Source organism: Mycobacterium sp. RTGN4, assembly GCF_033804635.1.
Classification (GTDB): Bacteria; Actinomycetota; Actinomycetes; order Mycobacteriales; family Mycobacteriaceae; genus Mycobacterium.
Map to the genome: position 1 here is coordinate 356,966 of NZ_JAPZLB010000001.1, position 19,761 is coordinate 376,726.

General features: G+C 65.8%; 20 protein-coding genes and 1 pseudogene. 7 read left to right on the forward strand and 14 right to left on the reverse strand.

The window, feature by feature from the left end; translation table 11 throughout:
• The 3 genes from secF to yajC all read right to left on the reverse strand — a co-directional run bounded on the left by secF (nucleotide 1) and on the right by yajC (nucleotide 3,491).
• Nucleotides 1-1,239: a protein translocase subunit SecF gene (gene secF / locus SLQ30_RS01705; RefSeq protein ID WP_319445108.1), complete on the reverse strand. Its 1,239-nt coding sequence runs from the start codon at nucleotides 1,237-1,239 to the stop codon at nucleotides 1-3.
• Nucleotides 1,240-1,242: 3 nt separating this feature from the next.
• Nucleotides 1,243-3,060, reverse strand: coding sequence for a protein translocase subunit SecD (secD, locus tag SLQ30_RS01710; RefSeq protein ID WP_319445109.1), 1,818 nt, complete (start codon nucleotides 3,058-3,060; stop codon nucleotides 1,243-1,245).
• A 71-nt stretch (nucleotides 3,061-3,131) separates the two neighbouring features.
• Nucleotides 3,132-3,491 (reverse strand): preprotein translocase subunit YajC, encoded by a 360-nt coding sequence (gene yajC, locus SLQ30_RS01715; RefSeq protein ID WP_319445110.1) that lies wholly within the window; start codon nucleotides 3,489-3,491, stop codon nucleotides 3,132-3,134.
• A 439-nt stretch (nucleotides 3,492-3,930) separates the two neighbouring features.
• Between yajC and gabT the strand changes: the two genes are divergently transcribed.
• Both gabT and SLQ30_RS01725 read left to right on the forward strand, forming a co-directional pair.
• The gene (gene gabT, locus SLQ30_RS01720) at nucleotides 3,931-5,271 is read left to right on the forward strand and encodes a 4-aminobutyrate--2-oxoglutarate transaminase (protein WP_319445111.1); all 1,341 of its coding nucleotides are present in this window, start codon (nucleotides 3,931-3,933) and stop codon (nucleotides 5,269-5,271) included.
• 27 nt (nucleotides 5,272-5,298) lie between these two features.
• Nucleotides 5,299-6,732 (forward strand): gamma-aminobutyraldehyde dehydrogenase, encoded by a 1,434-nt coding sequence (locus SLQ30_RS01725; RefSeq protein WP_319445112.1) that lies wholly within the window; start codon nucleotides 5,299-5,301, stop codon nucleotides 6,730-6,732.
• A gap of 38 nt (nucleotides 6,733-6,770) precedes the next feature.
• Here the strand turns inward: SLQ30_RS01725 and SLQ30_RS01730 are convergent, their stop codons facing one another.
• Entirely contained in the window at nucleotides 6,771-7,325 is a 555-nt protein-coding gene (locus SLQ30_RS01730; RefSeq protein WP_319445113.1) for a hypothetical protein, read from the reverse strand.
• A gap of 853 nt (nucleotides 7,326-8,178) precedes the next feature.
• On the opposite strand from SLQ30_RS01730, the pseudogene SLQ30_RS01735 reads away from it, so the two are divergent.
• Nucleotides 8,179-8,802, forward strand: a pseudogene (locus tag SLQ30_RS01735) (GGDEF domain-containing protein); the annotation flags it as partial.
• A 32-nt stretch (nucleotides 8,803-8,834) separates the two neighbouring features.
• On the opposite strand, the gene SLQ30_RS01740 reads toward SLQ30_RS01735, so the two are convergent.
• The 5 genes from SLQ30_RS01740 to SLQ30_RS01760 are packed head-to-tail and all read right to left on the reverse strand — an operon-like array spanning nucleotide 8,835 to nucleotide 12,138.
• Nucleotides 8,835-9,224 carry a DUF1304 domain-containing protein gene (locus tag SLQ30_RS01740; protein ID WP_319445114.1) on the reverse strand — a complete coding sequence of 130 codons (390 nt, stop codon included), beginning with the start codon at nucleotides 9,222-9,224 and terminating at the stop codon, nucleotides 8,835-8,837.
• Between the two features lie 11 nt (nucleotides 9,225-9,235).
• Entirely contained in the window at nucleotides 9,236-10,306 is a 1,071-nt protein-coding gene (gene ruvB, locus SLQ30_RS01745) for a Holliday junction branch migration DNA helicase RuvB (RefSeq protein ID WP_319445115.1), read from the reverse strand.
• A gap of 4 nt (nucleotides 10,307-10,310) precedes the next feature.
• Nucleotides 10,311-10,898, reverse strand: a complete 588-nt coding sequence (gene ruvA / locus SLQ30_RS01750; RefSeq protein WP_319445116.1) for a Holliday junction branch migration protein RuvA — start codon at nucleotides 10,896-10,898, stop codon at nucleotides 10,311-10,313.
• Entirely contained in the window at nucleotides 10,895-11,449 is a 555-nt protein-coding gene (gene ruvC, locus SLQ30_RS01755) for a crossover junction endodeoxyribonuclease RuvC (RefSeq protein WP_319445117.1), read from the reverse strand. The genes ruvA and ruvC overlap by 4 nt, the downstream gene beginning before the upstream one ends.
• A gap of 47 nt (nucleotides 11,450-11,496) precedes the next feature.
• A complete protein-coding gene (locus SLQ30_RS01760) occupies nucleotides 11,497-12,138 on the reverse strand; it encodes a TetR/AcrR family transcriptional regulator (protein WP_319445118.1) in 642 nt (213 codons plus the stop codon).
• Between the two features lie 65 nt (nucleotides 12,139-12,203).
• Between SLQ30_RS01760 and SLQ30_RS01765 the strand changes: the two genes are divergently transcribed.
• The 3 genes from SLQ30_RS01765 (at nucleotide 12,204) to SLQ30_RS01775 (ending at nucleotide 14,045) form a co-directional block, all read left to right on the forward strand.
• A complete protein-coding gene (locus tag SLQ30_RS01765; RefSeq protein ID WP_319445119.1) occupies nucleotides 12,204-13,034 on the forward strand; it encodes an alpha/beta hydrolase in 831 nt (276 codons plus the stop codon).
• Nucleotides 13,035-13,089: 55 nt separating this feature from the next.
• Nucleotides 13,090-13,695 (forward strand): TetR/AcrR family transcriptional regulator, encoded by a 606-nt coding sequence (locus tag SLQ30_RS01770; RefSeq protein WP_319445120.1) that lies wholly within the window; start codon nucleotides 13,090-13,092, stop codon nucleotides 13,693-13,695.
• An 89-nt stretch (nucleotides 13,696-13,784) separates the two neighbouring features.
• The gene (locus SLQ30_RS01775; RefSeq protein WP_319445121.1) at nucleotides 13,785-14,045 is read left to right on the forward strand and encodes a hypothetical protein; all 261 of its coding nucleotides are present in this window, start codon (nucleotides 13,785-13,787) and stop codon (nucleotides 14,043-14,045) included.
• Between the two features lie 25 nt (nucleotides 14,046-14,070).
• On the opposite strand, the gene SLQ30_RS01780 is transcribed toward SLQ30_RS01775, so the two are convergent.
• Nucleotides 14,071-14,826, reverse strand: coding sequence for a YebC/PmpR family DNA-binding transcriptional regulator (locus SLQ30_RS01780; protein ID WP_319445122.1), 756 nt, complete (start codon nucleotides 14,824-14,826; stop codon nucleotides 14,071-14,073).
• Between the two features lie 69 nt (nucleotides 14,827-14,895).
• Nucleotides 14,896-15,501 (reverse strand): TetR family transcriptional regulator, encoded by a 606-nt coding sequence (locus SLQ30_RS01785; RefSeq protein ID WP_319445123.1) that lies wholly within the window; start codon nucleotides 15,499-15,501, stop codon nucleotides 14,896-14,898.
• Nucleotides 15,502-15,564: 63 nt separating this feature from the next.
• Between SLQ30_RS01785 and SLQ30_RS01790 the strand changes: the two genes are divergently transcribed.
• Entirely contained in the window at nucleotides 15,565-17,319 is a 1,755-nt protein-coding gene (locus SLQ30_RS01790; RefSeq protein ID WP_319445124.1) for a CocE/NonD family hydrolase, read from the forward strand.
• 52 nt (nucleotides 17,320-17,371) lie between these two features.
• Here the strand turns inward: SLQ30_RS01790 and pdxT are convergent, their stop codons facing one another.
• The 3 genes from pdxT to pdxS are packed head-to-tail and all read right to left on the reverse strand — an operon-like array spanning nucleotide 17,372 to nucleotide 19,725.
• Nucleotides 17,372-17,953, reverse strand: coding sequence for a pyridoxal 5'-phosphate synthase glutaminase subunit PdxT (pdxT, locus tag SLQ30_RS01795; protein WP_319445125.1), 582 nt, complete (start codon nucleotides 17,951-17,953; stop codon nucleotides 17,372-17,374).
• Complete coding sequence (tesB, locus tag SLQ30_RS01800; RefSeq protein ID WP_319445126.1) at nucleotides 17,950-18,795, reverse strand: acyl-CoA thioesterase II; 846 nt, start codon at nucleotides 18,793-18,795, stop codon at nucleotides 17,950-17,952. Before tesB ends, pdxT begins: the two co-directional genes overlap by 4 nt.
• A 9-nt stretch (nucleotides 18,796-18,804) precedes the next feature.
• Nucleotides 18,805-19,725: a pyridoxal 5'-phosphate synthase lyase subunit PdxS gene (gene pdxS, locus SLQ30_RS01805; protein WP_319445575.1), complete on the reverse strand. Its 921-nt coding sequence runs from the start codon at nucleotides 19,723-19,725 to the stop codon at nucleotides 18,805-18,807.
• Between the last annotated feature and the right edge of the window lie 36 nt (nucleotides 19,726-19,761).

Here is a 19,761-nt window from a genome sequence, read left to right on the forward strand (position 1 = left end):
TTACCGCCGGGAATTCCGCTTACCCGATGGCCGACCGGTCGGACGGGTGGGCTTCGCTCCGGGTACCGGCTTGTCGGGCGCCACGACGGGGGCCGTCAGCGCCGACGCGGTGACCGGCTCGCTGTCGGAATCCGATTGCTGCAGTTCGCCACTGGGCTTCGCTGCCGTCTTGCGCCGGTTGTTGACGCGACGAGTGTGGGTCCGGACCAGGTCGGTGCGCTCGCGCAGGGTCACCAGCAGCGGGGTCGCGAAGTAGATCGACGAATAGGTACCGACGATTACGCCGACGAGCTGGACGAGCGCCAGGTCCATCAGGGTGCCGACGCCAAGCAGCCACACGGCCACCACCATCAGCGAAACGATCGGCAACACCGAGATGAGGCTGGTATTGATCGACCGCATGAACGTCTGGTTGATCGCCAGGTTGGCCTGTTCGGCGAACGTCCGTCGGGTGGTGTGCTCGAAGCCGTGGGTATTCTCCTCGACCTTGTCGAACACGATGACGGTGTCGTACAGCGAGAACCCCAGGATCGTCAGCAGGCCGATGACCGTGGCAGGGGTGACCTCGAACCCGACCAATGAGTAGATCCCTGCGGTGACCAACAAGTCGAACACCACTGTCGTCAGCGCCGACATCGCCATATAGCGCTCATAGCGCACGGTGATGTAGACAGCGGCAAGCACCAGGAACACCACCAGCGCGATGAGCGCCTTCTGCGTGATCTGGCCGCCCCACGTCGACGACACCGCCGAGTCGCTGATGGCCTGCTTGCTCGGCTGGCCATCGGCGCCCTTGGGATGGAACGCGTCGAACAGCTGTGTCCGCAGGTTCTCGATCTGCCCGTTGTCGAGCTTCTCGGAACGAATCTGCACCGACCCCGAGTCGCCGCTGCCGACCACGATGACGGACTCGGGAGCCTTGCCGATGGCCTTTGTGAACACCTCTTCGATGCGTTCGGTGGACACGGAGCCGCCCGTGCCGGCGGCGGGCAGCGATATCACGTTGCCGCCCTCGAAGTCGATACCGAGCGTGAAGCCGCGCACGACGATGCTGATGATCCCGATGAGCACGATGAGCCCGCTGATGGCGTACCACATCTTGCGCTTGCCGATGACGTCGAACGCTCCGGTGCCCGTGTACAGCCGGACGAAGAAGCCGTGCCGCGGCGCCGCGGCGGTCAGCTCCTCGCCTGTCGGTGCGAGGTCGGCGGCGTCGACGTCAGTTCCGTGCTTTGCCATGTCCTACCTCCCTTCCGCCGTCACGACCGTTGCGGCCCGACGTTCACGTGCGATCTGCTGGACGGCACCCAGCCCGTTGAGCCCTGGTTTCGACAGCAGCGTCGTCTTCGAGCCCAGGAATACCAGCGGCCACGTCACCAGGAACACCACGACCACGTCGAGGACGGTGGTGAGCCCGAGCGTGAACGCGAAACCCTTCACCTGGCCGATGGCCAGCACGTAGAGCACCACGGCGGCCAGTAGCGTGACCGCGTTCCCGGACATGATCGTCTTACGCGCTCGCGCCCAACCGCGGGGCACCGCCGAACGGAAGGTTCGCCCTTCTCGGATCTCGTCCTTGATGCGCTCGAAGAACACGACGAACGAGTCCGCCGTGGTGCCGATGCCGATGATCAGACCGGCGATACCCGCCAGGTCGAGCGTGTAGTTGATGTATCTGCCGAGCAGTACGAGGATCGCGAACACCATCGCACCCGAGGCGATCAACGACAGCGCGGTGAGCAAACCCAGCACTCGGTAGTACAAGAGCGAGTACAGCAGCACCAGGGCCAGTCCAATCGCGCCGGCGATCAGGCCGGCCCGCAGCGATGACAGCCCGAGCGTCGCGGAGACGGTCTGCGCCTCGTTGGAGGTGAACGAGAGCGGCAGCGAACCGTACTTGAGCACGTTGGCGAGGTCGCGCGCCGTGTCCGCGGTGAACCGTCCGGTGATCTGCGTGCGACCACCCGGGATGGCTTCCTGGATCTCCGGGGCGCTGACCACCTGGGAGTCGAGCACGAACGCGGTCTGAGTGCCGATGTTGGCCGCGGTGAAGTCCGCCCAGATGCTGGCGGCGTCGCTCTTGAACTCCACGTCGACGATGTTCTCGCCACTCTGCTGGTTCATCCCAGAGGAAGCATTCGCGATCTGCTCGCCGCTGATGATCGACTTGGACAGCAGATACACCGTCTTGTGGTCCTGCGAGCAGGTCACCAGTGGCAGGTTGGGGTCGTCGTTGCCCGCGAGCACGTCTTCTTCGTTGCAACGGGTCGCCTGGAACTGAAGGGCCAGCACCTGAATGCTCTGATCGGTGCTCTGGCGGAGCGCCTTCTCCTCGGCGATGCGCTGAACGAGATCGGCCTTGCCGCCCGGTGGGGCGGGAGCGGGTGACGGACCTGGAGCCGGGCCAGGCGCGGGCGTCGGCCCTGGGGTGGGAGGCGGCTCTTCGGGATAGGGCCGCGGCTGCGGTGCGGCAGGCGCGTCTGGGGCGACGGGGACTGCCTCGGGCGCTTGCGGCGCTCCGGGGGCCGGCTCAGGTGCGGCAGGCGCGAGCCCGGGCACGCCAAGCGGCGGCGCTTGGCCCGGCGGAATCTGTCCGGGTGGAACCTGTCCGGGCGGGGCCTGCCCAGGTACCTGACCCTGCGGGGCCTGACCCCGCGGGGCCTGCTGCCCTGGGGCCTGGGCGGGAATGGCGTGAATCACCGGGCGGATGTAGAGCCGCGCCGTCTGCCCGAGGTCGCGAGCTTCACTGCTGTCATTGCCGGGCACCGTGATGACCAGGTTGTCACCGTCGACGACGACTTCGGAGCCCGAGACGCCGAGGCCGTTGACGCGCGCGGTGATGATGTCCTGGGCCTGAATCAACGCGTCGCGCGTCGGTCGCGATCCGTCGGGGGTCCGTGCGGTGAGGGTGACCCGAGTCCCGCCCTGAAGGTCGATGCCGAGTTTCGGCTTGGCCTGCTTGTCCCCGGTCAGGAACACCAGCGCGTACACGCCGATGAGCAGAACCAGGAAAAGCGTCAGGTAGCGGTAGGGGTGCACCGGCGACGAAGACGATGCCACGGTTTTTGAGTCTCCTCAGGTCAGTACGTCAGGTCCGCAAAGAGCACAGGGTACGTGGTGGAACGCAGCCCTCAGCTGTCAGTCTTCGGTGGCGAGGCCGGGTCGGCCTCGTCCCGGGCACTGGACTCGATGTCGTAGTGGTCTTCGCCGTGCTCGTCGTCATCATCATCGTCGTCGGGCTCGATGCGGTCGCGAACCGCGAGCTTCATCCACGTGGTGACCACACCGGGAGCGATCTCGAGGTCGATGGTGTCGTCTCCGATGCCGACGATCGTGCCCTGCAGCCCCGAACTGGTGTGTATGAGATCGCCGATCGTCAGCGAATCGTGAAGGTCGATGGTGGCCTGCATGGCCTTCTTCTGGCGGCGCTGGGCCATGAACATGAAGCCGCCAAGGACGATGAGCAGGAGAAGGGGCAGAAACAGGTCCACGTCACTGTCTTTCGTCGGTATGTGGTCACGGCAGCCCCGAACGATATTGGGTCACTGGGCTGCCTCGTCGGGGTCCAGTGTGCCATCACGGCACATGGCAACCGATTGCACCCTTGACCTGGAACGGCTGTTAGCGCCCCAAAGTGCTTGGTCACCTCGACGTCACTGTCGCCGGTCTGAGGGCAGCGCAGACGTAATCCGACGCACTGTCGCCGTTGCTCGAATTCACCGGCCCGCGAGTGAACGGCACGGCGCGTCTCGAACACGACCGATTGCGAAGAATTCATGCTCGTCTAGTTCGCATTCCATCGCGCTTCCAGGAATGCGCCGACGATTCCGGTCGCACCTCTAGGCCCGGCGACTAGGCTCTGACACGAAGTCGACGCATCGAATTGCACTCCCCCAGGCCACCCCGTTGTCCATCTCGCAGGAGTCAGAAGTGAGCACGTTGGAACAGAGCCGCTACCTGGCTACTGCCCTTCCCGGTCCGAAGTCCAAGGCACTGATCGAGCGCAAGAGCGCTGCCGTCTCGAGCGGCGTCGGCACGACCATGCCGGTGTACGCGGCCAGAGCAGGCGGAGGCATCGTCGAGGACGTCGACGGCAATCGACTCATCGACCTCGGGTCCGGCATCGCGGTCACCACCATCGGCAACGCCTCGCCGCGCGTGGTCGAGGCGGTGGCTGCACAGGCCGCCAACTTCACGCACACCTGCTTCATGATCACGCCGTACGAGGAGTACGTCGCGGTCTGCGAGCAGCTGAACCGACTCACGCCGGTGAAGGGCGAAAAGCGTTCAGCCCTGTTCAACTCCGGGTCCGAAGCCGTCGAGAACGCCGTCAAGATCGCCCGCACCTATACCCGCAAGCAGGCCGTCGTGGCGTTCGACCACGCCTATCACGGTCGCACCAACCTCACCATGGCGTTGACCGCCAAGTCGATGCCCTACAAGCACGGCTTCGGCCCGTTCGCGCCCGAGATCTACCGAGCCCCGCTGTCATATCCGTTCCGCGATGCGGAGTTCGGCAAGGAACTCGCGACCGACGGCGAACTCGCCGCACGACGCGCCTTGAGCGTCATCGACAAGCAGGTCGGAGCGGACAACCTCGCCGCGGTGATCATCGAGCCGATTCAAGGTGAGGGCGGCTTCATCGTGCCCGCCGAGGGCTTCCTGCCCACGCTGCTGGACTGGTGCCGCAAGAACAACGTCGTGTTCATCGCCGACGAGGTGCAGACCGGATTCGCGCGCACCGGAGCGATGTTCGCGTGCGAGCACGAGGGCATCGATCCCGATCTCATCGTGACGGCTAAGGGCATTGCCGACGGCTTGCCGCTCTCGGCGGTGACGGGTCGCGCGGAGATCATGGACTCGCCGCACGTCAGCGGGCTCGGCGGCACCTACGGCGGCAATCCAGTTGCCTGCGCTGCGGCGCTCGCGACCATCGAGACCATCGAGGCCGACGGATTGGTGGCGCGCGCCGGTGAGATCGAGGTCCTGATGAAGGACCGCCTGGGCCGGCTGCAGGCCGACGACGACCGCATCGGCGACGTCAGGGGTCGCGGGGCCATGATCGCCGTCGAGCTGGTCAAGGCGGGCACCACCGAGCCCGACGCCGACCTCACCAAGGCGCTGTGTGCGGGCGCCCATGCCGCAGGCGTGATCGTGTTGTCCTGCGGCACCTTTGGCAACGTCTTGCGCTTCCTCCCTCCGCTGAGCATCAGCGACGAACTGCTCGACGAAGGTCTCGACGTGCTTGCCCTGGTGCTCAAGGACCTCTAAGGCTCAACTGAACGGGAGTTGATTTTCGTGACCACCGTCAAGAACTTCATCGGCGGCGAGCTGGTCGATTCAGTCACCGGGGCGACGATGCCTCTGGTCGATCCGACTACGGGCGAGCAGTACGGCACCGCGCCGATATCCAACGAACAGGACATCGACAACGCGTACGCGTCGGCCGCCACGGCGTTCAAGGACTGGAAGAAGACCACGCCGGCGGTGCGGCAGAAGGCATTGCTCGACTTCGCCGACGAGGTCGAGCAGGCGGCCGGGGACCTGGTCGCGGCAGAAGGTCGCAACACCGGCAAGCCCAACCACGTGACGATGGCCGAAGAGATTCCGCCCATGGTCGACCAGATCCGCTTCTTCGCCGGAGCCGCAAGGGTTTTGGAGGGCAAGTCGGCCGGCGAGTACATGGCCGATCACACGTCGTGGATCCGGCGTGAGCCGGTGGGCGTGATCGGCCAGGTTGCGCCGTGGAACTACCCGATGATGATGGCGATCTGGAAATTCTGTCCGGCGGTGGCCGCGGGCAACACCGTCGTCATCAAGCCGAGTGACACCACTCCGGTCAGCACGGTGATGCTCGCCGAGTTGGCCGCCAAACACTTTCCGCCGGGCGTACTGAACGTCGTCACCGGCGATCGCGTGACCGGCGCAGCCCTCGTTGCTCATCCCACCCCGCAGATGGTGTCGATCACCGGATCGGTGGCGGCGGGGCGCGCGGTGGCGGTCAGCGCAGGCGGTCACCTCAAGCGCACACACCTCGAGCTCGGCGGCAAGGCCCCGGTGATCGTGTTCGGTGACGCCGACATCGCTGCCGCGGCAGAGGGCATCGCCACCGCCGGCTACTTCAACGCCGGGCAGGACTGCACCGCCGCCACCCGGGTGCTCGCACACGCATCGGTGGTCGACGAGTTGACGGCCGCGCTGGCCGAACAAGCCAAGGGCGCCCAGACGACGTTCGGCAAGGCCGCCGACGACGAGGACGCGTGGGTGCCGCCCGTCAACAACGTGAATCAGATGGAGCGGGTGCTGGACTTCTTCGCCGACGTGCCCAGCCACGCCAAGGTCGTCGTCGGCGGAAACCGCCAGGGCGGCAAGGGGTTCTACATCGAGCCGACGGTTGTCGGCGGGCTGCGGCAAGACGACCGAATGATCCAGACCGAGATCTTCGGTCCGGTCATCACGGTGCAGTCCTTCACCGAGGAGGACGACGCGCTGGAGAAGGCCAACGGCGTGGAGTTCGCCCTCGCGTCGTCGGTATGGACGAAGGACGTCTCAACCGCGATCCGTATGTCCAATGCACTGGACTTCGGTTGCGTGTGGATCAACACCCACATCCCGCTGGTCGCCGAGATGCCGCACGGCGGCTTCAAGTCGTCCGGGCACGGCAAGGACCTGTCGATGTACGGGCTTGAGGACTACACCCGCGTCAAGCACGTGATGGTCTACACCGGCTAGGCGACCCCGTCGCCGACACCTGACGAGCTGATCCGCCGCTAGTGAGCGTGACTTCCGCGACGCCCGAACGGCATCGCCCACTGCCGCCGCCGCGACGAAGGCTCGACGTCCGACTCAGGCAGTTCGGCAGAGTGTGCGACCGGTCCGCGTGCGTACTCGACGTCGCGGAACGAGCGAACCGAGAGCCGACCCAGAGCAACCGCGCCCAGGAATACGATCAGCGCACCCAGCCCGTGGAAGTACGACAGTTCGAGCAACAGTCGTCGAGTGTCGGTCGACGCTACGGGCGTGCCAACGTTGCCGAGTTCAAGCGGACCGGCAACGGCCCTGCCGATCACGAACCAGGCTCCAGCAATCACCGAGAGCCAACCTCCGAGCATCCCTGTCATCCGGTTCTTAGAAAGAACCAGCAAACTTCCTCCGATTACCGTTACGGCCCCGGGCAACACCTCGAGCCAGCCGCGGGCGGCCGACCATTCTTGGCTGGGGCTGAACGAAAAGTCGAGGTGTGGGCCGACGAACGGCGCCGCCGCGCCCCAGACGCCGAGCACGATCAGCAGGACCCCCGTCGCGGCGCCGCGACTCCTCGGCATTCGCAAGCGTCCACCTCTTAGACGGGTACGGGTATCAATATCGTTCACGTCAACCTCCCTGGTCAACGAAGTGCTTACCCACTTCGCCGATGCACCAACCTCGCACGGTCGTCGGCGTAGCTCACCTGCCAAGACGAAGCGCGACGAGGCGAACCCCCTGGGCGGTGCGGATGTGCGCTTTACCCGTATCGCAGCCGACCGCGACCTGCAATCGGCGACAAGGACACCGCCGTCGACGTGGCCGGGAACGAGGCGCTGCAATTGGCACCACTACCTGTCATTCGGTAGGTCTGCAAATTAGCGCAGCAAACGCTACTAGTTCCATGTACTATTCAAATCCTGCATGTCGGTCTACGCCGACGTCAGCATAATAATTCCCGTGCCGTTACGAGTCTTCGGCCATCGATCGCAAGGTGAGCGCCCGAGAGTGGACTGGATGTGTCGTTGGTGGCGACAACCTGATCACTATGTCTGGCTGTCCACATACCTTGCTACCCGCCATTTACAACGATTCACCCGCTACATGATGGCTGTCATCGCCATCTTGATGGGCGCGGTACCGCTGCTCATGTTGTGGAGCACCACGGGCCCACGCGGCGTTGCCTTCACCGCGACTGCGGTCGCCGTCGCGACGTCGTGTGCGGTGATGGCCACGCTATGGATGGCGCGTTGGCCAACTCGCGGCCAGTCCACGTTGTTCGCTGTCGTGGCAAGTGCGTGCATCGCCGCGACGTGCCTGGCGCAGCCATACCCCGGATCCGGCCTCCAGACCTGTGCCGCATTCGCGGCCCTCGCGGGTTACGTCGCCTTCTTTCACAGCACCCGACTCCTTGCCTTCACCCTGACGGTGGCCATGCTCACGGCGGCGGTCTGCAGCTTCCGGGTGAGTTCCCAGGTGGACTTCGCGCTGGCGTCGAGCAAGCTCATCGTGCTCCTGGTGAGCGTCTTGGCGGTGCCGTTCTCCGCGCAGGTGCTCATCCACGTCCTTGGCGTCGACGCGCTCAACTCCGACACCGATCCGCTGACGGGACTGCCCAACCGACGCGGCTTCCACCGGTCGCTGCGCGGTTTGATCATCGCTCCGCTCGGTATCACCCCGTCCCGGCTGGCGATCGTCATGATCGATCTCGACGACTTCAAGCGCATCAACGACACCGCGGGCCACGCAGCGGGCGACCGCACCCTGGTGGCGGTCGCCGACATTCTGCGTCACGCCAGAAGCGTCGATTCCGTGATAGCTCGGATCGGCGGCGAAGAGTTCGTCATCGCAGTGGTCGGAAGCGAGCAATACGCGATCAGCCTCGCAGAATGGTTACGCAGCGAGATCGCGCTGTTGCCAGGCGGCATCACGGCGAGCATCGGCATCGACAGTGCGCCGTGCGCCTGGGTCCCCGACTCAGACGTCCGAACGTTCGCCGAGTCCCTCGTTCATTCGGCCGACCGGGCCATGTACAAAGCCAAGCGTTCGGGCGGCCACCAGGTGTACGTCGTCGGGCAGCCCGACATCGACTACGCCGTCGACAATCCGATCGCGAGCAGCACCACGGCCACCAACGGCAGCGCACCTTGGATTAGTGCGGAGCGAGCCTTGTCCGGTGACGACGCAACGAGCACGACGGCGGCCGCGAGCATCGACCCGACGCCTGCGAAGACGAGGGCCGCGCCGACCAAGATTCCGCCCGAGCTCATCCAGACCACTCCCACCACGGTCACGATCGCCAAGAACAGGTTGTAGAAGCCCTGATTGAAGGCCAGCAGTTTCGTGGTCTCGGCCTCTTCGGGTGTCGTACCGAACGTCGCGCGCGTTCGCGGCGCCGTCCACTGGAACGACTCGAGCACGAAGATGTACACGTGAAGCGCGGCGGCGAGCCCCGCGAAAATCAGTCCGGCAGTAATCATTTGGTGTCCTTCTATTCGAACAAACCGACTTGCCCCATACCACTCGCTCCGCTGGGTGGCGTCAGGCCGAGGTGCGTCCACGCGAGCGCGGTTGCGACCCGACCACGCGGGGTGCGGGCAAGCATGCCGGCCCGCACCAGGAAAGGCTCGCATACCTCCTCGACCGTCGTGGCCTCTTCGCCGACCGCGACGGCAAGCGTCGATACCCCGACCGGACCGCCACCGAAACTGCGCGTGAGCGCTGACAGCACGGCGCGATCCAGCCGGTCCAGACCCAACTCGTCGACGTCGTAGACCGCGAGCGCGGACTTCGCGATGTCGCGTGTGATGACGCCATCGGCGCGCACCTCTGCGAAGTCCCGGACCCGGCGTAACAGCCGGTTGGCGATGCGAGGCGTCCCCCTGGAGCGGCGCGCGATCTCGGCCCCGGCCTCGGCGCCGAGCTCGATGCCCAGGATGCCCGCCGAGCGGAACAGCACGCGTTCCAGTTCCGCCGGTTCGTAGAAGTCCATGTGCGCCGTGAATCCGAACCGATCGCGCAGTGGGCCCGTCAGTGCGCCTGAGCGCGTGGTCGCCCCGACGAGGGTGAAGGGTGCTACCTCGAGCGGAATCGACGTCGCCCCAGGGCCCTTGCCCACGATGACGTCGACGCGGAAGTCCTCCATTGCCAGGTACAGCATTTCCTCAGCGGGCCGGGCGATCCGATGAATCTCGTCGATGAACAGCACGTCGTGCTCGACGAGGTTCGACAGCATCGCGGCGAGGTCGCCCGCGCGCTCGAGCGCGGGGCCCGAGGTGACCCGCAGCGAGGTTCCAAGTTCGGCGGCGATGATCATCGCCAGCGACGTCTTGCCGAGCCCCGGCGGCCCTGACAGCAGGATGTGATCCGGTGTGCCGCCGCGGTTCTTGGCGCCCTCGATGACGAGTTGCAATTGTTCGCGGACACGTGGCTGACCGATGAATTCGCCGAGCGAGCGCGGCCGCAGGCTTGCGTCGACGTCGCCCTCGCCGACCGTCAACGCTGCCGAGACCTCGCGATCGGTGGTGTCCTCGTGGTCGTCGTCGTCGTCGAAGCGGCCCACGCTATTACTTCCTACCCAGGATCGACAGCGCGGCGCGCAGCGCGCTCTGCGTGGTGGAGTCGGGCTCGGTCGCCAGCACCTTGTCGGTGGCCTCCTCGGCCTGCTTCGCCGCGAACCCAAGTCCGACAAGCGCTTCCACGACTGGGGTGCGCACCGCGTGCCCGCCACCGCCAGCCAGTCCCCCCGGCGTCACCGCACCGATCTTGTCGCGCAGCTCGAGCACCATGCGCTCGGCGCCACGTTTGCCAATGCCGGGCACCCGCGTCAGTGCGGTGACGTCGCCGTCGGCGAGCGCCTGCCGAAGCGCTTGGGCGTCGTAGACCGCCAACGTGGCAAGCCCGATCTTCGGGCCGACGCCGGAGACCCCGAGCAGTGTGCTGAACAGGTCCCGCGACTCCCCATCCGCGAAGCCGTACAACGTCATTGAGTCCTCGCGCACGATCATCGCGGTGATGAGTCGGGCCTCGCTGCCACGCCGCAGCGTCGCGAGCGTCGCCGGTGTCGTCATGACCTTGTAGCCCACCCCGGCCGCCTCGATGACGACGTGATCGAGCGCGATGTCGAGCACCTCGCCACGAACTGACGCGATCATCTGGCCGCCTTGAGCTTGGCGCGGTACTTGCGCTGCTGTTCTGCAGCCATGGCCTCGGCCTCGGCCATCCGCGCGATCATCGGGGCGCGCCAGCAGTGACAGATGGCCAGCGCGAGCGCGTCGGCGGCATCCGCCGGAGTCGGTTTCGTTTGCAGCGCAAGGATTCTGGTGACCATCTCGGTGACTTGGGCCTTGTCGGCGCGGCCGTTGCCGGTGACGGCCGCCTTCACCTCACTTGGCGTGTGGAAGTACACGTCGATGTCACGCCGTGCCGCGGCGAGTGCGATGACCCCGCCCGCCTGTGCAGTACCCATCACCGTGTTCGCATTCTGGTTGGCGAACACCCGCTCGATCGCCAGGACGTCCGGGTGATGGGTGTCCAGCCAGTGCTCGACCGTTTCGCTAATGACCAGCAGCCGCTTCTGCAGTGGCTGGTCGGCCGGCGTGCGGACCACGTCGACATCCAGCGCAATCACCTGTCGACCGCGTCCGCTCTCGATGACCGACAGCCCACAACGCGTCAAACCGGGGTCGACGCCCATCACGCGCACTGCGGCTCCTCACATCCCGTCATTTTCCCGAACAGCTGTTCGATACCTTAGCCTTCGCCAGGGACGGGACCGGGTAGGGACACGCCACCGGCACTTGCTTGCAGGGGGCTCGAGTCCGCAAGCGCCACGCCGCGGTATTGCGGAGCGAGCACCCGGCCGGTCGCGAGCAGTGGTTCGGTGCTGCGCAGCGTCCGGGCCAGTACGAACGCGCCTTCGAGTGCACCTATCAGCACGACCGCGAAGTCGCGGGCCATCGGCTCTTGCAGCCCGCGGGCGCGGAAGTATGCGGTCGCGCCGTCGAGCCAGCCCGTGAAGATGTCGGCGGTGGCATCGCGCAATTCTGGGACGGTATCGGCGACCTCCGCCGCCACGCTGGCCACCGGGCACATGTTGGCGAACCCGGTCTGCGCCATGTCTTCGGCCGCCTGGCCGAAGACGGCCTCGATGGCCTCGCCGAGGTCGCCGTAGGGGTCGACGAGCGTGGGGATGAGCAGTCCGTACGCCGCCCCCGCGTTGATCAGCGCCTCCCGCGCCAGCTGGAGCTTGCCGCCGGGAAAGTGATGGTAGAGCGAGCCGATGGGGGCGCCCGACGCCTTGACGACGTCCTTCATCGCGACGGCGGCGTAGCCGTTTCGCCGCATCAGTTCCGCCGTAGCGGTCAGGATCGATTCTCTCGTCGACCTTGCCAACGTCGCCTCCTCCCGACACACTAGAGCATACGTTCTAGAATCTATGTTCTAGTGGAGGTTGGGCAATGAAATCGGTCGACGTCACCGCGGGCACCCTCGAATACTGCGAGGAAGGCGATCCGGCCGGAGCGCCCGTCGTGCTCCTGCACGGGCTGTTCATGAACGAGAACGTGTGGGACGCGGTGCTGCCACTTCCCCCTGCGGGGTTTCGCTACCTGAGGCCGGTCCTGCCGTTGGGCGGCCATCGGTTGCCCATGCGTGCCGACGCCGACCTGACCATGCCGGGCATGGTCGGAATCGTCGCGGACTTCCTCGACGGGTTGGACCTCACCGACGTGACGCTCATCGTGACCGACTGGGGCGGACCGCTTTTCCTCACCGACATGGGCCGCGACAAGCGCGTCGCACGCATGGTGATCTGCCCGTCCGAGGCCTTCGAGAACTTTCCGCCCGGGTTTCCCGGCAAGGTGACGTGGCTGGCTAGCCGGACCCCGTGGACCGTCGCGGTGGCCATGCGACAAATGCGAATCGGCTGGCTACGCAGGCAGTATCTGATGTTCGGAATGATGGCCAAGAAGCCGATTCCCCAACACCTCGTGGACGCCTGGTTCGATGTGGGGTTGCGCGACAAGCGCATCCGCACAGACCTGATCAAGTACACGCGCACGAAGTTCGTCGACGCGGAGCTGACTCGGGCGACCAACCGGCTCAAGGACTTTCACGGCGACGTGCTGGTGTTGTGGAGTCACAACCCCGTCATGCCCGACGAGCATGCGATCCGCTTGGCCGATCTGACGGCGGGCGAACTGCGCTATGTCGATGACGCGAACGTGCTGATCATGCTGGATCAGCCCCAGCAAACCGCCCACGCAATCGGCGAGTTCTTAACCAGCTGAATCGAGCACCCTGGGCCATACTGAACGTCACGTTCAGAAAACCGGGAGATGACCGATGATCGAGACCGGATCCGTGGCCAATGAATCACAGTCGCGGGTGGGCCGTCCGCGCAGCGAGCGATCGCGCACGGCCGTCCTTCGGGCCGCCGCCGAGCTCATGCACGAGGTCGGCCTGCGGGCCATGACGACTGAGGAGATCGCCGGCCGGAGCGGAGCGAGCAAGGCCACGATTTACAAATGGTGGCCGAACAAGTACGCGGTGGCAGTGGAGGCATTCCTCTCCGAGCTTCGCGTCGAGTCGCCTGACCCGGATACCGGCTCGGCAGCCGAGGACTTCCGCATAACGCTTCGCGGGCTGGCGCACTTCTACGCCAGCGCTAGCGGGCGCGTCTTCGCGCAGCTGGTCGGCGAGGCGCAGTTCGATCCGGTGGTGGCCGCCGAACTGCAGGACCGGCTCATCCACTCCCGGCGAGACGTCAGCCGGACCATCTGGGACCGCGGCGTGGTGCGCGGTGAACTACGCGGCGACGTCGATCCCGAGGTGGGCATCGACATCGTGTTCGGGCCAGCTATGTATCGGCTGATGACCGGCTACGCGCCGTTTGACGAAGCAGCTGCCGATGCGGTGATCGACGGAGTAATGCAGGGCCTCATGGTGTGACCCACCTCACATCTGCGACGGGATGATCCGCTCCAGCTGCGACGCTGCTCTATTTAGAAACTGTACGTTCAGTTTCTATAGGAGCAAAAATGAGCATCGCCCTTCGCCTCGCCGCACCATTGCTGGCAGCAGGCGCCGCCACGGCCATCCTTGGAGCACCGCTGGCAGCCGCATCCGACAATCATCTGGAATGCACGAACGTCTCGGGAAACAGCACCACGTGCGAAACACCAGGCAACGTGCAACTCAGCTCTACCCCGCCGCCTGTCACCTATCCGCAGCAGTACCCGTTCCTCTTCGGCGACTTCGGCGGGCCGATCATCTTCCACCATGGCGGCGGGCACCGCTAACGTCGAGCAGGCTTGAGCCCGTCGGTCAGTCCTCGTCGAGTTGCGCGGCGACGTCGTCGGAAATATCGACGTTGGTCCATACGTCCTGCACGTCGTCGCTGTCTTCCAGCGCATCGATCAGCTTCAGCACCTTGCGTGCACCCTCCAGGTCGACGGGCACGCTGACCGACGGCTGGAAGTTGGCCTCGGCTGACTCGTAGTCAATCCCGGCGTCCTGCAGCGCGGTCCGCACGGCAACCAGGTCCGTGGGTTCCGAGATGACCTCGAAGCTCTCGCCCTGGTCCACGACGTCCTCGGCGCCGGCGTCAAGCACGGCGGTCAGCACGTCATCCTCGGTGAGGCCGTTCTTGTCCAGCGTCACCACGCCCTTGCGGGTGAACAGATAGGACACCGAGCCGGGATCGGCCATGTTGCCGCCGTTGCGGGTCATGGCGATGCGCACTTCACTGGCAGCCCGGTTCTTGTTGTCGGTCAGGCACTCGATCAGCACCGCGACGCCGTTTGGGCCGTAGCCCTCGTAGGTGATGGGCTGCCAGTCGGCGCCACCGGCTTCCTCGCCGCCACCACGCTTGCGGGCCCGCTCGATGTTGTCGTTGGGGACCGACGTCTTCTTGGCCTTCTGGATCGCGTCGTACAGCGTCGGGTTACCCGACGGGTCGCCACCGCCAGTGCGCGCCGCGACCTCGATGTTCTTGATCAGCCGGGCGAACTCCTTGCCTCGGCGCGCGTCTTTGACGGCCTTCTGATGCTTGGTGGTCGCCCATTTGGAATGGCCGCTCATGCAGGTACTACCTCTTCTTCCCTACTTCTTCACTACTGCGAAAGTCCGATCGACCAGTCTACGGGGACGTTAGCGCTGTTCGAGGTCACCCTCGATGTAGTGCTGCAGGTTGGGCGCGATGGCCGCCACTAGCTCGTCGTCGGGCATCGAGGTGACCGGCTCGATCCGCCACACGTAGCGCATCATCGCCAGCCCCATGAGCTGCGAGGCGACGAGGCCGCTGCGCACGAGGCGGTCACGTTCGTCCGTCCCCAGATGCGAGACGCCCATCAGGCTTCCCTCGACGACCTTGCGGAGCTTCTCGCGAGTGCCCGGGTCGTGGGCCGCGGTCTGCAGGATCGCACGCAGCACCGGACCGATCTCGTCGTCGGCCCAGGCGCCCAGCATCAAGCGCAACAGCGCACTGCCAAGCTCGGGCACCGGTGTCGTCCACGTCTGCGCGACACTCTCGAGCCACCGTTGCGGCGGAGCAGTGGCCGCCTCGAGCAGACCCTCCTTCGACCCGAAGTAGTGATAGACGAGCGCAGGGTCGACGTCGGCTTCGCGCGCCACGGCCCGAATTGTGGTGCCCGCCAAGCCGGTATCGGCGAAGGCGGCGCGCGCCGCGGTCAGTATTCGCGCGGCCAACACGCCACGTTCGTCTCGGGGACCCGGTGTGATCGACTTCTTCACCATGAATCTCATCATAGCGTGAGTCTCATCTTGCGTTGAAACTAATTTCACCGTAGCGTGAGACTCATGAACACGAAGCTTCTCAACGGGCCGCAAACGACGGGGCGTGACTACCGCAATCTGAGTGAGCCGCAACATCGCGTCCGGCGCGAGAACAACGTCGAGATCGTCGTTCGCGACGGCACGACGCTGCTCGCCGACGTCCACCGGCCCAACACCGAAGGCCGTTTCCCGGCGCTCATCGCCGCCTCGCCCTACCCGCGTCAGATCCAGGATCTCGGCGCACCAATGGGATTCATCGAGGCGGGCAACACTCCCTTCTGGGTGTCGCGCGGATATGTCCACGTCATCGCCAACGTGCGTGGCACCTGCGGGTCGGGCGGGGAGTTCGGCTTCTTCGACGCGCAGGAACGCACGGACATGTACGACCTCGTCGAGTGGGCCGCGGCGCAGCCGTGGTGCGACGGCAACGTCGGCATGATCGGCATCAGCTATTTCGCCATGACGCAGCTCGAGGCCGCCGTCGAGCGCCCTCCACACCTCAAGGCGATCTTCCCGGTCGCCGTCACCGCCGACCTGTACGAGGCGGCCACCCACCATGGGTTGGCCAGCGCATCGTTCATCACGCCCTTCCTGTCGATGGCAGGCCTGACCTCGGGCCGCGGCGATGACTTCTGGCGGAGCCTGCCCGTCGAGGTGGCCCGCAAGGTGCTGAACGCCCCGCCACTGCACCGCAAGTTCGGCACCATGAACGGCGAGGCAGCAGTTACCGGGCTGCGCCTGATGCTCAAGCTCCCCCACGACCCACACCCGTGGGACGATCTGTGGACCGATGCCATGGTCAAGCACCCGGTACGCGACACATGGTGGGACGAAAGGGATCTCACAGGCCTGCTCGACCAAATCGACATTCCGGTCTACCTCGGCTGCGACTGGGAGAACGTCCCGCTTCACCTGCCGTCGACGTTCATCGCGTGGAAGGGCTTGGCACACAATCCGAACGCGCGGATGGGGATGCTCGGGCAATTCGGGCTCACCTGGCCGTGGGAGAGCCTGCACACCGAAGCGCTGGCCTGGTACGACCACTGGCTCAAGGGCCGCGACACCGGCATCATGGACGGGCCGCCGATCCGCTACGTGCTGCCTGGTAGTGGGGCGAGCGAAGCGACGGGAAGGTCCAGCGAAGCGACCTGGCACACTGCCGATCAGTGGCCGCCTACGGGAACATCGTTGACAGAGTGGGCACTTCGTGCCGATGGCGTGTTGTCCACCGATGAGGGCGCACCTGGTTCGCAAGAGTTCATGGTGCTCGGCGGGGGCCTTGGCCGGGTGAAGCCGAGCCCGATCGATCCGCCCGCGCTGCTGACGTGGACCACCGCCCCACTGACCGAGACGCTCGACGTGGTCGGCGACGTCGAACTGCGATTGATCGCCTCGGCCACCGCGGCCGACACCGCGTGGATGGCCACACTGCAACACGTCGCTGCCGACGGCACCGTCGAAGACGTCACCGCCGGCTGGCTGCGGGCCAGCCTTCGCGGGGTCGACGAGCCCGCCAGCGTGCCCGGTGCGCCCGTGTTGCCATGCCGCGCCGCCGTGGCCGTGCCGATCGGCGAGGACGTCGAATACCGAATTCCTTTGGTGGGCAATGCACGTCGTTTCGCTGCCGGCGATCGGATCCGGCTGGTCATCACCAGCGACGATCAGAACCCCGAGACGCCGGCCATCATGAACTTCCGGCATGCCAGCGTTGGCACCAGCAGCCTGAACACCATCCGCTCGAGCTCCCGGCTGCTGCTCCCCACCCTCGCCACCCCTTAGCGATTTCGGCGCGCTTTTCAGAGGTGAGCCCGGAAAAGCGCGCCGAAATCACTCAGAGGGAGGCGACGAACAACTGGTGCACGCGGCGGTCGCCGGTCATCTCCGGATGGAACGACGTCGCCAGCATGCGACCCTGCCGCACCGCAACGGGGTGGCCGGCCGCCCGCGCCAGCACCTCGACTTCGGGTCCGACCCGCTCCACCCACGGAGCCCGGATGAATACCGCATGCACGGGTTCATCGAGTCCGTCGAATGCGATGTCACCCTCGAATGAATCGACCTGTCGGCCAAAGGCATTGCGTCGTACGGTCATGTCGATGGCACCCAACGGCAACGCCTCGCGACCCGGCACGCCCGCATCGACGATCTCGGTGGCGAGCAGGATCATGCCTGCGCATGACCCGTACGCGGGCATGCCGTCGGCCAGCCGGGTGCGCAGCGGCTCCAGTAATTCGAACTCTCGCAGTAGCTTGCTCATCGCCGTCGATTCCCCACCGGGAATGACAAGGGCATCAACGACATCCAGTTCCGATACCCGACGCACCTTAACGGCGTCCGCGCCCGCTTCGCTCAGCGCCGCAAGATGCTCACGGGTATCCCCTTGCAGCGCAAGGACTCCGACGCGGACGGTCACTTGGTGGAGGGCGTGAAGTCGCGCTGGTAGCGAGTCAGCCCTTCCTGCATTACCGCCGCGACCAGCTCTCCGTACTGGTTGAACAGCTTGCCTTGGGTCAGGGCGCGCCCGCCGCACGCCGACGGCGACGATTGGTCATACAGCAGCCACTCGTCGGCGCGGAACGGTCGCATGAACCACATCGCGTGATCCAGCGACGCGACCATCAGATGCTTGCGCTCGTCGGGATGGTTGACCTGCGCCGAGCCGAGCAGCGTCAGATCGCTGAGGTACGCCAGCGCACAGATGTGCAGCACCGGATCGTCGGGCAGCGGATCGGTGTGCCGGAACCAGACTTGCTGCTGGCTGGCCTTGCCTGGCAGCAGCGCCACCTGGTCGCGCGGGACGATCCGCACGTCCCACTCCGCGAACTGAGCGAACCCGGCGTCGTCGAACGCCGCACCGGACCGAAAGCCGGGAAGATCGTCCGGCGGCGGCGCCGCCGGCATCGCGTCCTGGTGTTCGATGCCGCTCTGGTCGGTCTGAAACGACGCTGACATCGAGAAGATGGTCTCGCCATGCTGAATGGCGTTCACCCGTCGGGTGGCAAACGAGCCACCGTCGCGAAGTCGCTCGACGAGATAGATGGCGGGCGCCCTGGCATCGCCGGGCCGCAGAAAGTAGCCGTGCAGCGAGTGCACCTGGTACTTCGGGTCCACCGTCCGCACCGCTGACACCAGCGACTGTCCTGCGACGTGTCCGCCGAAGGTGCGCTGCAGAAAGCCGGATTCGGGGCTGAACACACCACCGCGATAGATGTTGACCTCGAGCTGCTCGAGATCGAGGATTTGCTCGATCGCCATCCGTTTGGCTTACCAGCCGCGTTCGGCGAGGCGATGCGGCTGCGCGATGTCCTCCACGTTGATGCCGACCATGGCCTCACCCAATCCGCGCGACACCTTGGCCAACATGTCGGGGTCGTCGAAGAACGTGGTGGCCTTGACGATCGCCGCAGCACGCGCAGCAGGGTCACCGGACTTGAAGATGCCCGATCCGACGAAGACGCCCTCGGCGCCGAGTTGCATCATCATCGCGGCGTCAGCAGGAGTGGCGATACCACCGGCGGTGAACAGCGTCACCGGCAACTTGCCCGCCCGCGCGACCTCGACCACAAGCTCGTAAGGCGCCTGCAGTTCCTTTGCCGCAACGAACAATTCGTCCTCCGACAGCGACGTGAGCCGGCGGATCTCCCCGCCGATCTTGCGCATGTGCGTGGTGGCGTTCGACACGTCGCCGGTACCCGCCTCACCCTTGGAGCGAATCATCGCCGCCCCCTCGGTGAGTCGCCGCAATGCCTCACCGAGATTGGTGGCACCGCAGACGAACGGCACGGTGAACTTCCACTTGTCGATGTGGTTGGCGTAGTCAGCCGGGGTGAGCACCTCGGACTCGTCGACGTAGTCGACACCGAGGCTCTGCAGGATCTGCGCCTCGACGAAGTGACCGATGCGGGCCTTGGCCATCACCGGGATGGTGACCGCGGCGATGATGCCCTCGATCATGTCCGGATCGCTCATCCGCGAAACGCCACCCTGGGCCCGAATGTCGGCGGGCACGCGTTCGAGTGCCATCACCGCCACCGCGCCCGCACCCTCGGCGATGCGGGCCTGCTCGGGGGTGACGACGTCCATGATGACGCCACCCTTGAGCATCTCGGCCATGCCACGCTTCACACGCGCGGTGCCGGTCTGGTTGCCCTCTGCGGACCCGTTCCTGTCAGCGGCGCCGCTGATTCCCCGGTCGCTGCGCTCCTGCCCGCCGATATCCAC